Origin of the sequence: Streptomyces sp. T39, from assembly GCF_008042045.1 — a bacterium.
Classification (GTDB): domain Bacteria; phylum Actinomycetota; class Actinomycetes; order Streptomycetales; family Streptomycetaceae; genus Streptomyces.
In genome coordinates this window covers 8,745-21,312 of the sequence record NZ_RDBP01000044.1, presented here as the reverse complement: position 1 = coordinate 21,312, position 12,568 = coordinate 8,745, and the positions used below count along the sequence as shown (strand labels likewise).

9 protein-coding genes and 3 pseudogenes are annotated in these 12,568 nt (G+C 68.2%); 3 read left to right on the top strand and 9 right to left on the bottom strand.

The window, feature by feature from the left end:
* Positions 1-46: 46 nt before the first annotated feature.
* Positions 47-259 (bottom strand): hypothetical protein, encoded by a 213-nt coding sequence (locus tag EAO77_RS29045; protein ID WP_147991307.1) that lies wholly within the window; start codon positions 257-259, stop codon positions 47-49.
* 79 nt (positions 260-338) lie between these two features.
* Between EAO77_RS29045 and EAO77_RS29040 the strand changes: the two are divergent.
* Positions 339-448: pseudogene (locus EAO77_RS29040) on the top strand (IS5/IS1182 family transposase); the annotation flags it as partial.
* 18 nt (positions 449-466) lie between these two features.
* Here the strand turns inward: EAO77_RS29040 and EAO77_RS29035 are convergent.
* Both EAO77_RS29035 and EAO77_RS29030 read right to left on the bottom strand, forming a co-directional pair.
* Complete coding sequence (locus tag EAO77_RS29035) at positions 467-1,291, bottom strand: DUF4253 domain-containing protein (RefSeq protein ID WP_147991306.1); 825 nt, start codon at positions 1,289-1,291, stop codon at positions 467-469.
* A 31-nt stretch (positions 1,292-1,322) separates the two neighbouring features.
* Complete coding sequence (locus EAO77_RS29030; RefSeq protein ID WP_147991305.1) at positions 1,323-1,829, bottom strand: hypothetical protein; 507 nt, start codon at positions 1,827-1,829, stop codon at positions 1,323-1,325.
* Between the two features lie 676 nt (positions 1,830-2,505).
* On the opposite strand from EAO77_RS29030, the pseudogene EAO77_RS41495 reads away from it, so the two are divergent.
* Positions 2,506-2,594, top strand: a pseudogene (locus tag EAO77_RS41495) (IS5/IS1182 family transposase); the annotation flags it as partial.
* Positions 2,595-3,059: 465 nt separating this feature from the next.
* Here the strand turns inward: EAO77_RS41495 and EAO77_RS29025 are convergent.
* A complete protein-coding gene (locus EAO77_RS29025) occupies positions 3,060-4,049 on the bottom strand; it encodes a DUF3710 domain-containing protein (protein WP_147991304.1) in 990 nt (329 codons plus the stop codon).
* Positions 4,050-4,495: 446 nt separating this feature from the next.
* Between EAO77_RS29025 and EAO77_RS29020 the strand changes: the two are divergent.
* Positions 4,496-4,690 (top strand): annotated as a pseudogene (locus tag EAO77_RS29020) (ATP-binding protein); the annotation flags it as partial.
* 2,395 nt (positions 4,691-7,085) lie between these two features.
* Here the strand turns inward: EAO77_RS29020 and EAO77_RS29010 are convergent.
* The 5 genes from EAO77_RS29010 to EAO77_RS28985 form a co-directional block, all read right to left on the bottom strand.
* Entirely contained in the window at positions 7,086-7,919 is an 834-nt protein-coding gene (locus EAO77_RS29010; protein WP_147991303.1) for a S1 RNA-binding domain-containing protein, read from the bottom strand.
* Between the two features lie 1,179 nt (positions 7,920-9,098).
* A complete protein-coding gene (locus tag EAO77_RS29000; RefSeq protein ID WP_147991433.1) occupies positions 9,099-10,370 on the bottom strand; it encodes an MFS transporter in 1,272 nt (423 codons plus the stop codon).
* An 11-nt stretch (positions 10,371-10,381) separates the two neighbouring features.
* Positions 10,382-10,918 carry a transcriptional regulator gene (locus EAO77_RS28995; RefSeq protein WP_147991301.1) on the bottom strand — a complete coding sequence of 179 codons (537 nt, stop codon included), beginning with the start codon at positions 10,916-10,918 and terminating at the stop codon, positions 10,382-10,384.
* A gap of 560 nt (positions 10,919-11,478) precedes the next feature.
* The gene (locus EAO77_RS28990; RefSeq protein ID WP_147991300.1) at positions 11,479-11,829 is read right to left on the bottom strand and encodes a hypothetical protein; all 351 of its coding nucleotides are present in this window, start codon (positions 11,827-11,829) and stop codon (positions 11,479-11,481) included.
* Positions 11,830-12,120: 291 nt separating this feature from the next.
* On the bottom strand, positions 12,121-12,568 hold a 448-nt coding region (locus EAO77_RS28985), incomplete at its 5' end, for an ATP-binding protein (RefSeq protein WP_222723703.1).

Here is a 12,568-nt window from a genome sequence, read left to right as displayed (position 1 = left end):
AGTACCCGGTGTCGTGGCTTGGCTTGGTCGAGGTCGTCGTGATGCGTTAGGGGGCGCCGGTGAACTGCTGGTGTGTCCTCAGCTCACGCCCTCTGCCCGGGCTGGTCAAGACGGTGGTCTTCGCCTGGGCGAGAGAGTCTGGCCCCGCGCCGAGCAGCTCACGCGTCACCACCACCGCGTCGAGCACCTCGACTCGCCGCTCACTGAGCAGCTGCTGCACGGCGGCCATCCCGCCGCCCCGGCCAACAGCGGCCGGCACTCGTCAACGAGCTTGGCAAGGCGGGCAGTCCTGTCCGAGTGCAGCTATCTGGCCAGCATGATCGTTTCTCTTCTGTCGTATGGGCAAAGGCCCGCGGGCCGTGGCCACCGTCATCGGCTCCCAGTCCGTGAAGCCCGCCTCGACTGTCGGAAGGGGGCCTGCGGCGACGCGGGCAAGAAGATCAACGGCGACGGAGGTTCCAACTACTCAGTCCCACCAGAACGTCCAGTGAGCGTTGCCCACCAGGGCATCCTCCGCGTAGAGGCGCAAGGTCTCGTGTCCCTGCCAGATGTTGTCGGGGCAGAAGGCGAAGTGCTCCACGGCGACCGGGAGAGCTTCCTCCACCGTTTGCGGGGGCGCCGCCACGGACAGGTCGAGACGGTCGTAGGAGAGGGCAACCACCCGTACGCCGAAGCGGTCCTCCCATGATCGGAGCACGGCACACAGGCGAGCCACATCGTTCTCGTGGTTGAGCGGCCCCGTCCAGCCGATGACTGCCGGGATATCCGCAGAACAGACTGCGGGGGCCAGGGCGAGCCGAGGGCTTGAGAGCCGGTGTTCTACGAGTCCGGCGGCGACTTCTGCAGCGGTCGCGTCCGGATCTGCAACTATCGGTCGTCTCTGGGCCAGACCGGGCCAGCTGCTGGAGTACGGGGCGATGGTTTCACCCGCATCCTCGTCTTCCTCGTCCGTGTCCGTCACCGCAGCGTGCCAGAACTCTCGAAGGACTGCCTCCGCGTCGTGATCGCCGGGAGCCGACATCATGCCGGGGTCCAACCCGCCCTTCCACCAGCCCGTAATGCGCGCATCATCCTCAAGGAGAAGGGGTCGAAGCCCCACCGCATCCCTGGTCGCCGCGTACTCGGCCCAGGCACCTGAAGCGGCGGTCCCGTCGGCAACCCAGAGCAAGGGTTCCGGCCACGAGCCCGAGTGGGTTTCGGTGACGAGTGAGCCCGGCGGCAGGCCTAGACCCAACCTCTCACCCGAAGGCTCGGTCGACAGTACAGAGAACGGGTTCGCATTCATCGGCATGGCGCCGAAGGTAGCTGCACCCACTGACACGTCAGCCAACTGCAGCGGAACCCGGGTTCGAGACCGGCTCCCAGCGGTTGCGCATGAAGGTGTCGAGTTCACAGCTGTCGGGGTCGCCGACGTATCTGTAGAGGTGCGGGTTCTCGCGACTGCCGCTGACGTGAAGCCCGTCTCCGTAATAGCCACCGCTGACGTCGCTGTCCCAGTATCCGCTGATCCTGTGGAAGGTGAAGAGGACAGGCCAGTCGGAGCCGTCGGCGGGAGTCCGCTTCCGCGTTCCGCTTCCGGTTCTGCTCTGCGGGTCACCGATGGCTCCTTCAAGATTTGCGGGCCACCCGAGTGCGGTGAGCGTCCCGTCGCTGCTGAGCGTCAATCGTCCGACAGCGCTTCGATAGGTACCGGCCAGATCCTTCGTGCTGCGTCCCTCCAGCCGCTGGCCCGCCTCCGGGCATGGGGCGTAGCGCCCGAAGCAGCCGGTCGCACTCGCCGATATCGCCAGGGTCAGCGTGCATACCAGACCGAGCAGTCTTCGGTTCATATCCGCCCCCACCCAAGAGACTCAACTCGTTGCAGTCTCCCAGTGCGCCTCTCGGGCCCCGCGCGGGGTCTCGCTTGTCGAGAGCTTGAGTATGCGGTGAGAACAAGCATCGGCTGGCGGCCCGGGCCTTCGTGCTGGGGCGGGGAGCGGGTACTCGAGCCCGCGCCGCCCTCGGGCTGGGCCGAACGGCGCGATGAAGCCTTCCTGGAGGCGGCCCGGCTGGGCCGGGAGGCGCTGCGACGGCGCGTGGATCACTCCGTGCCCCAGGCCGACCGCGAACGTTGGGGTAGTCGTCGGCACCCGTCGTGATGTGGGTGGTGGTTGGGAGTGGGCCCGCTGCCGCTGTGTGGCTTCCTATGCTCGACGCAGCGGTGTGTACGTCGGTGTGCCCGCGACGCCGGATCCGGCCCTCTGACAGCAGCCCCTGCTGCAATGTCCCAGCACGCTTCCACGCCCCGGACCGGGCTGGCCGCCACCACCTGCGGAGTCCCGGCGCGTACGAGGCATCGACCGTGGCCCATGTGTCGTACCGCCCGCGCCGAGGGGACCCTGTGATCTCATGCCGAATCCCCGGCCGCGGCCACGCTGAACCACCCCGGCCGCACTTCGACCAGCCGGCCCGCAGCTTAAGCAAGCTGGTGACTACGGTGCGGCACGACATCGGCCAGAATCACCACGCCGACGGCCTTGGGTCTCCCGTTGGAGGACCGCGTCCTGCTGGTCACGGCATACGGACGGACCAACTCGACGCACAACACGCTTGCGGTAGTGCCGCCTTGGGTGAGCGGGTACATTTCACCAGGTGAACCTGAGAGCTCATCCGGGTGACGTGGCACGCCGGGCAGGGCCGGCAGGTCGGCCGGACCGGTATCAACACGGGCGTGATCAAAAACCTTGCACGCGGCTTCTCCGCGCTCGCCCCGACCGTTGCCCCGCTCGTCACGACTGCAGCCCCTGTGCACGCATTGCAGGCCGTGCCCTGGCCGACGCGGTCAAACTACTGCCTGTCGTCGTGCAGGATGGCACAGGCTACACCCGCCTGGGACCTGCTGGTGCATCCACAGTTAGGCAAATGGTGCTGGCGGATTGGTGGCTCCCGCCCTCCTTGTGCGTGCGGCTGCCACGCCTCCGGCTCCTGCAGTCGCTGTTCCTCCGGTGGCGGCGAGGATGGTGCGTCGCTTCATTGTTTGCACCAATGCGGAGAATAGCGGCGGTTTTCGATCTCTCAGCTCATACTGACGGAGGCCACCTGAGGACTATGGAGGACCCGCCCGCGGAGGGCCTGAAGGTGTGGTCGACAACTGTTCCCGCGAAGACCTCGTACGCCCACTCGTCGTCACTTTCTTCAGCAGCACCGGTTCCACTGATGATTCCGCGGAGCACCCACCCTGGTCCATCGAATCCCAGCACTCGGATACTCTGAAGAATTGACCGGCCGCCGATATCCCCTGGAACGGCAGCTCTGATTTCAATTCCGGCCAGCCCGACCCACTCTTGAGCGGTGGCCCCTAGAGCGTGCAGCCTACTCAGCATTTGTCCACGAATCGACGCCCATGACGATTCATCGGAAGTGCGGAATGCTTGCAGCTGTATAGCCGTCCCTGCTTGCACAACCGTGACGGCTACGATTTCACCATCGGCCCTCATCGGCTGCAGTTCAGCTTCCGGCAGTACCCGGATCCGCAATCCGCCAAGATCACTGAAGTACTCTGCCGATAGATTCACTTCATCGATATCCCTGGGACCCCCGACGGCGTCTCCGACGGAACTGCGCTCCTGGAGCTCCAGCGCCTCCTGGCAAAATTTCTCGGCATGTCGAAAGATGAAGCCTATTTCCTCATCGGACATCGCATCCAAGTTAGTCACGGCTACGAGCATGCGAACCACAGAGTCAAGGGAAATCAGGTCACGTCTCACTACTTCTTCGACTTCTGCCACATCTCCACGCAGAGCGTCGATGATCCGCTCCAGATTCTCCGGGCTAATTTTCGAAACGGAACCTGCGGGAATCAACTCTGTACTGGCGTCGCTATTATCGCCGCGTAGGCGCAGAGCGATCTGCAGAGCAGTGAGTATGATCCAGCTTGGTGTAACGCGATCCCAGACTCCGAATTCTGCACGCTGCACGTTCTCCACAGCGACGAAGCCGTCACGTTCGAACTGACTGACGATCCGCATCGCGTCGCGGCGCGCCGCTGTTCCGCCATCTCTTTTTGACATGCTGCCACCCCCCTGGCTACGACCAGTAGAGCAACTATGATCGTCTCTGCAGGGCCGTGGGCGCCAGGGGCTTGAGCGCCGTCCACCGTCTTCTGGACAGTTACGGGAGCGCCGCTCTTGCAAAGAGCGTCTTGTTCCGGCGGGGGGCAATGCCGCGTCTGACCTGCATGTCGAGATCAGCCCGGAGACTGTTCAATGATGGGGTGAACGACTCTTTGTGGCGACGCCTTTCGACTGAGGACCGGCGGGAGGTGGACCGTCTGGTTGCTGCTGGTTGCGACGTGCAGGCCATCGCAGTGATGCGTGAGCGCGCAAGCGCGCCGAGGCCGGGAATCCATGAGTGTGCGGACCTGTTGGATCAGCGTTTCACCGCTGTGCGGGGCCAGGACGGCGAAGGATCACACTGCTGACCTGGGGTCGCGCCAATCTAGGGTGGATTTCCTTGCGAAGAGAAGGGCAGCGTCGCCATCGCCTCCAACGAGTCGTTCAGCGGCTGGACCAAGACCTTCACCGACCCCCGCCTCCGCGCGGCCATCGTCAATCGCCTCACCTCCAACGGCACCATCATCGAGACCGGCACCGACTCCTACCGCCTCGCCAGCACCCGAGCCCGCGCTGAGGAGGCACCCAAGGCTGGCTGATCCCTGCCACTACCTACCTCGACGGTCCGCCGCCCTCCGGGCGGCGGGCCGTCCTCGCCGAACCCAGTCGTTCCGCCCAGCAGGCTCACTCAATCCACCGTCCGCGAAGCGGCCGCTTTCGATGCCTGATGCCCGCAGCTTCCGCGCCAGGAGCTCCATCTCAGGCAGGGTCCCTGAGTACTGCCCGGTCAAGACCTGCTCCAGCACGGCCCGGACGCCGTCCAGGCCGATGCCGAGTTCCGCCCGCAGCACCCGCATGATGGCGGCGTTCCTCGTCGGCGGGGCTACCCGCAACCTTGCCCGCTCGTGCTCGGAGAGCAGCCGGCCCCGCAGTTCCTCCGGCAGGTCACCGCCACACGCAGCCAGGGCAAACCCGCAGGCCGGACACGTCGTCTCAACAGCCCACCGCAGCACCTCGCCCGCCAGCGCCTGCACACCGCACCACTCCGCCTCGGCACCGCATCCCTGGCACACAGCGGAGTACCTGATGGACTCAACCAAGATCGACTTTTCCACAATCCCACCCCCCAAGAGGAGAGGTTAATCGGCAGGCGGCGAACGTCGTTCCGGGGCGCCAACATGTCCCCCTGACCTCCGAGCCAGCGGTCCAGGCCGCGCTGGTCCATGCGCTGACGCTATCTCTCGTGACCATTCCATGGTCCAGTGATCACCAACTGACGCCCAAACCGGCAGACAAACGCTGCTGCTGAACGTGAACAAAACCAGCCTGGGCACGCGCAAGGTCAACCGTCCCAGCCTGGAGCAGATGCGGGCGTTCCTGATCGGGTGCGGTATCCCCGCCCGTCGCCACGACGCGCTCGTGCGGGCTTGATGGCGGGCCGACGCCCGCTACTGGCAGGAGCACGCCGCCAGCACCACCCGCCACGGCGGTGCCCACCTGCCGGTCCCGCTCCCCGCACCCTACGGCGGTACGAGCCCCGCCCAACTGGCCCTGGAGCAGGGCTTCACCCCGCTCAACACCTACAGCTGAGCGAACCTGCGCTGGTCCGTGCGCTGCAACGCCTGTGGACGGACCCAGCGCATCCGTCTCGCCGACGCGGGAACCCGAACAACGCACCGTCCAAGGGCTGCCGATGGTGCGCGGCCACAGCCGCGTGAACACACCCGCTGTCACGCCCTGCGGCCCGTTGATCTCCTGYRGCCCGACCCCGGCACCCCGGCCGCCGAGGTCTCCTCACGGCGYGGGCGCCGCCTTCGCCGCCGGCCCTGCCAGGCGCACCGAGCGAAACCRGTTCCGACGGTGKGCCGGGCCGGGCCGGTGCCAGCCCTGCACCGTGCCGGAATGGAGTGTGCGGGAGCGGCCCCGGGCCCCGGCCACGCGTGACGCGAGGCAGCCCGGCCGGGACTGGCACTCCATCTGCTCCGCATCCGGCAGGAAGGCCCACGGATCCTCGAACCACGGGATGACCTCGCCCACCACGGCATCACCGGGGTGGCGCCACACACCGTGTTCCATGAGCGAGGTCAGCAGGGTGGGGAGAAGCAGACCACGAACTGTCGAAGACGCTATGCCGTGCAGCTTCGCACGACGGACAGCACCCAGGAAACACGCTCCAAGCGTCGATTCCCGGCTCGGCGCGTCGCGCCATGTCGTCCGTGACCGGTCGTGAGCGCTGTCTCCGTTACCTCGGCGTCCGGCGCCGTGGTGGCCGGCTCCGCCTCACTGTGCGCGGCCGCCGAGCCGCGGCCTCGCCGCCCGGGCGATCCCCTACGAGCTCGCCCGCTGCCAGGCGCATCCACGGAAATTCGACGCTGGCGTTGCTCTGTTATGCGCCGAAGTGGTCGTCGGCCGCAGGGGCGGAGGCGGTCGGCCGGGCTGGTTGGGGTGCGGGCGAAGGGGGGACCCTGGTGGATTGCGAGTGCACCGGAGTGAGCTCCCGTCCGCCGCCCGAACGGCGCGGTCGCCCGCTCGCAGCGCCTGACCGGACAATTCGCCATGCGGGAGGGCCCGCTGTCCGCCGTTCAGTTGCCGCCGAGTGCTGTGTCGACCCGGCCGTACGAGCGCGCCTCGACAGCATGGGCAACGGCTGCGGGGCGCGAACGCTGAGGGGCACCGAAGCCCCGGCCTGTCGGCTATTAGGCAGCGGCCGACATGGCCCTGGCGGCAGGCGAGAGGGTGGCCTGAGGACAATGAGCTGATGAACACGTTCGACATCTAGGCACCGCCTCATGCTCGGTTCAGGAGTTGTCGGCCGTACTCGCCGACAGGCTGGCCGTGACCTTCACCGAGCGTGACAGCGTGACAGCTCTTTCCTCGGCACCTACCGCGTCGCCACCCTGGCTGACGGGACCAGCTTGCAGATCCAGCCCAACACCATCCCGGGAAACGACGGCGGAGACGATCTCTATGAGGTCGAGCACGCCGATGTGCCCGTCACCAATGGTCAGGTGTTACCTGCCATCGGGAGAGGGTCAGCCTGCGCCGCTCTCGGTCGACATCCGTGACGACGACCGTCACCTCGTCGCCTGCCTCGACGACCTCCTGCGGAGTTGCCACGGGCGTCGAGGTGAGTTCTTGAAGATGGACCAGTCCCTCAACGCCGTCGGCGACTTGGACGAAGACGCCGAACGGGACCAGTTTGGTGACCTGTCCCTGCAGCGTTTGGCCAACCGCGACGCTGTCGGCGAATGCCCGGAATGGGTCCGGCTGTGTCGCTTTCAGGGACAGCCTGGCCTCCCCGTTCCACGTGTCGAACTGGAGGAACTCGCACGAGACGCGCTGCCCGACCTGCACGACGTCCGAAACTGCCTCGATGTGCCGCCACGACAGTTCGGGAATCGCGATGAACCCGACGCCAGGGAAGACCGGATGGTCGGGGCCGTCGTCCAGCGCCACGAACACGCCGAACCGTTCAATTGCCGCGATCGTGCCGGAAAGGATCTCGCCACGGTGACGTGACTTCAGGAACGCCCACAGGTCCGGGTTCTCAGTGGCGGTCATTGCCAGCCGGACGTGCCCCTCGTCCAGATCAATGGCGATCACCTCGGCGGTGATCCGCTGGCCGACCTTCACGACCGCAGACTGATTCCAACTCCAAGAGACGTCCAAAGGCCAGATGGTCCCCAGCGGGCGTGCAGAGAATCCGTCCAGGGTGACCGTCACCCCCCGAGACCGTGTGACCTCTGCGACAGTCCCGCTGCATACGTCGCCCACGCGGATTCCTGCCAGGAACTCCCGAGAACCCTGATCCCCCGACGCTACCCCCATGCCGTCCAGCCTCTCATGGAATGCCGTGCGCTGGCTCGACAATAATGTCGCCAGGCCGCGGCCTTGAGGATGCGGCCGCCCCAGCGGGTGCCTCTCTCACTTCGGACCCCGGGCGCGTTCACGACGTTCGGACAAGGCGGGTGGGGATGGCACGGCAGGTGTGCTCGATTTCGGGGTCGAAGGCGATGGTGCCTGACCATCGCGGGTCGCCGCGATGAGATTGCTGGAGTGCTGCGTGGATTTGGGACGTGCAGGTGCACTCGGCCGGCCGGGTCGAGGCCGAACGCCAGTCTGCCGAGACGGGCACCGTAGACGGCGTGGAGCGCTACCTTGTCCGTTTCTGACCTGCGGAGTAGCAGGGCGCCATTGCACCCGGTGGTGGGGGCGTGCCCCGTCGCCGTCCGGGCGTCACGCCCCCGGCCGTGGCTACGAGTCGATCTTCACCATGTAGCCGTCATCGAGGCCGTCGACGAGACGGTTCTTCGCGCAGAAGCCGAGGAGCAGACCGCCGGCCGCACCGTTGTCGGCCTTGGCCACCGGGAGGACCGAGAACTTGAACGGCTTGGCTTCCGAGTCGTGATCTGCCTGTGCGGCACCCTCGTGTGTGGTGGCGAAGGGATACTCGTCGCACTCGCGCGTCCCGCCCCAGGCATAGCCGAGAGCGGCAACCGCCGCAAGAGGGCGCGGCCACACCGGTCGGGGCGCTGGTGGCCGACGGCGGCTACGCTCGGCTCGATGGTGAGTCAGCCCCGGCCGGGCTGCCTCGCGTCACGCGTGGCCGGGGCCCGGGGCCGCTCCCGCACACTCCATTCCGGCACGGTGCAGGGCTGGCACCGGCCCGGCCCGGCMCACCGTCGGAACYGGTTTCGCTCGGTGCGCCTGGCAGGGCCGGCGGCGAAGGCGGCGCCCCCGCCGTGAGGAGACCTCGGCGGCCGGGGTGCCGGGGTCGGGCATCAGGAGATCAACGGGCCGCAGGGCGTGACAGCGGGTGTGTTCACGCGGCTGTGGCCGCGCACCATCGGCAGCCCTTGGACGGTGKGTTGTTCGGGTTCCCGCGCCGGGTGAGCTCGTCGGCGAGACGGATGCGCTGGGTCCGTCCACAGGCGTTGCAGCGCARGGACCAGCGCAGGTTCGCTCAGCTGTAGGTGTCGAGCGGGGTGAAGCCCACGGGTTGGCCGATCAGGCGTCCGTCTTCGCGGTGTTCTCGGCCCGGCTCCGGGGCGCCGGGTGATCCGGACTGTCGGCCGAGGCGGCGGCCAAGGCCTCCTGGACGCGGCGGTTGCTGGTCATGGTGGCCGTGACAGCGGTCATCGCCAGGAGGAGGACGGCCGCGGCGTAGAGCGGGGTGCGGATGTCGTAGGTGGTGGCCAGCCAGCCGCCGAGGAAGGCGCCGATGGGGGCGGCGCACATGGCGAGCATGCGGGAGGTGGAGGCGACCCGGCCCATGAGGTGGGCGGGGACGATCGCCTGTCGCAGGGAGGGCGCGAGCACCATGGTCGCGCCCATGCCGGCTCCGCAGACGGCGAGTGCGAGTCCGGCCACGTACGGGTTCGGGGCGGCGGCCAGGCACAGGATGGCCAGCCCTTCGAGGGCCGCCGTGCAGGTCAGTGCGGTTCCGGTGCCCAGCCGTCGGCCGAGCGAGGAGGCGATGGCGGCGCCCAGCAGGCCGCCGGCGGCCTCCGCGGTGAGGAGCAGGCCGAAGCCGTAGGTGTCGATGCCGAGGTGGTCGTGGGCGTAGAGGGCGAGGACGGTCTCCACGGCGAGGAAGGCGATGTTCCCGACGGCCGGGCGCAGTGCGAGGCCGAGCAGCAGTTGATTCCGGAAGACGTAGGAGGCGCCGGCGCGTGCCTGTCGCAGCAGCGGGTCCCTGGCCTGGGGGACGGGCCGGGGCGTGGCGGGCAGTGTACGGACGAGGAGTGCGGAGATCATGAACGAGACGGCGTCTGCGAGGAGCGGTACTGCCCGGCCGAGTGCGAGCAGTGCACTGCCCGCGGGCGGTCCGGCGAAGCCTGCCATGGCGGTCTGGGCGCCGCGCAGGCGGGAGTTGGCACGCTCCAGGAGTGCGGGCTCGCGGCCGAGAAGATCCGGCAGGTAGGCCGTGGCGGCGGTGTCGAAGAGGAGTCCGCCGAGGCCGAGGAGGAAGGCGAGGGCCGCGAGCAGCGGGATGCTCAAGCCGTCGAGCGCGGTCGCGGCCGCCGATATCGCGAGTAACAGGGCACGTGCCGTGTCCGCGATCCACATCGTGCGGCGGTGGTCCCAGCGGTCCACCAGCGCACCGCCGAGCACTCCGAAGAGGAGCCAGGGCAGCGTTCCGGCGGCCGTGACCAGGGCGAGCGCCATCGGATCCCGCGTCAGCGTCAGTGCGAGCAGCGGCAGCGCGGCGTGCGAGACACCGTCGCCGAGCGAGGAGACCGTCTGTGCGGTCCACAGGCGTCCGAAGCCGCTGGGCAGCTTGGCAGTGGTCACTCGGTGCCCCCTTCGCCCTGCTCGCGCGAGGTGGGGTGGAAGAGCGCGAAGACGAGCGATGCATCCGGCAGCGTGGGATCGGACAGCTCGCGGTATTCGTCCGCCAGTGCTTGCAGCCTTGCTCCGAGTTGGGCGAACTGCTCGTCGGTGAGCCGTAGATGGGCCATCCGTACATGCCGATCGGCGGCCGGTGACGCCTCGAGGTCCGCTACCGCGTGCCGCATCAGCACGTCCGGTCCGCCCTCGCCCGGGTCCGGGAGCACGATCGTGCGCGCGGCCATGGCGTAGTACCTCTCGGTGACCCCCCGCACCTTGCGCGTGCGTACCACCGTCACCAGGCCGGCCCGTTCCAGGAGACGGACGTGATAGCTGGAGCTTCCCTTCGCGAGTCCCACGCGCTCGGCGATCTGCGTGATCGTGGCCGGCTCGAAGCGGAGTACAGCCATGATGCGGTGGCGCGTGAGATTGGAGACGGCTCGCAGCTGCTCGTCCGTCGTGACGTGAAGCGCCTCTGGCAGGTCATCGGTAGGCATGCGAGCAATGGTCAACGTTTCTTGACCATTGTGCAAGGGGTTTCGCGGGAACCCTCGGAACCCGCCTTCGTGCCCCTCCCCGGTGGCGACCGAAGGGCGGCGACAGGCGCTGGAAATCCGGGCCAGGGATCAGCGCCGCAACCGGCCGGGCAGCACGGGAAAGGGAGCGAAGTGCCGCCACCCGCCGACCCTGCCCCTCGGCATGCGCAAAGGGGCGGTTTGGGTACCGGGCGGTTGTGGGTCAGGCGACGGCATGGTCGGCGGCCTCTGAGATGCAGGAGGTGAGGGGAAGGCGTGCGCCATCCAGTTATGACGGCGTGCACGCGGTTGCCGGCCATGTGGCAGCCGCCGACATGGTCGTGGAGACGGGCCGGAACCGGTCTCAACCACCCAGTCCGGCACCGGCGGCACGGCCGCGAGGCCGCGGCGGCGCTCGGCCTCCTGGCGCTCCAGGTCGGCGATGCGGTCCCGGACCCGCTGGAGGGAGAGCTGGAGCCACAGCTCCAGGACGCGGAGCCGGTCGCCGTCCGGGGGCAGATCCCGGGCAGCCCGGTCCTTCGTCATCCGGCGCGCCGGTAGGTGGCGGCGGGGCCGGCCGTGCGGGGCCCGAAGCGGTTGTTGAGCTGGTCGACGGCCTTCTCGGCAGTCAGCCGGTGCGCCCGCTCCGGCTCGAAGGAGAGCTGCTCGGCGACGACGGCGGCGTCGACGAGGTCCTCGCACCGCAGGGCCAGGCCCCGCACCCGGACGCGCTGGATACCGAGGGAGGCGAGCAGGTCGTGGGCGAGGTCGCGCAGGTCGTCGGTGTGCGCCGAGGCGCCGAGCGGCAGACGGCAGCCGCGTTCGACCTGGCTGCCGCCCGCGCAGGCTACGGTGACGGTGAGCACGCGGGCCGCCTGCTCGCGGCCGCGCAGCCGCTCCCCTCAATGCAACGGCAAGCAACAGCACCACGGAGCACAGCAGTTCGGGTGCGAGGGTGTCGGCGACGGATAGGGGCGCAAGAGCGCTGGCTTCGGCGAGCGCGCCGTCGTTCGCAGTCGGGTCCCGCTCTTGCGCGCGGCCACTACCCGCAGCAACGGGTGAACGCCGTGTCGGCCCTGCAGTGGGTGCGGGATTCGCCTCATTCGCCATGGCGTCTGCGGCATCGGGTGGTGGGGCCTTGCTCGCGTGTTGCCCTGGTGTGACGTCGCGGAGCGTGCAGGTTCTCAGGGGTCGTGGGTGATGAGCAGGGCCCACACGCTCTTCCCCGTGTTGGTGGTACTGCAGCCTGAGACGGTTGCGAGGTTGCGGACGATGTCCAGGCCCCGGCCGTGTTCGGCGTCGATGAGGGTGCCTGACTCAGGGGCGTCGAGGGTGGGGCAGGTGTCGCGTACGGAGATGAGGAGCCAGTCGCCGTGTGCGAGGAGGCAGAGATCGGCGGGGCCCTTGAGGGTGTGCTGGTGTGCGTTGGTGACGAGTTCGGAGACGATCAGGGTGGCGTCGTCGAGGGTGGACGGGTTGGCGGCCCAGTGGGTGAGGGTGTCCCGGGCGTGGTGTCTGGCGGCGCGGGCGGGGTGTTCTGTGTTTGCCAGGGGGAGGCAGCTGGTGCGGCACCAGTGGCCGGCTTGTTGGTCGTGGCGGGGTGTGGGGAGGGGGGCGGTGTTCATGGTGTAC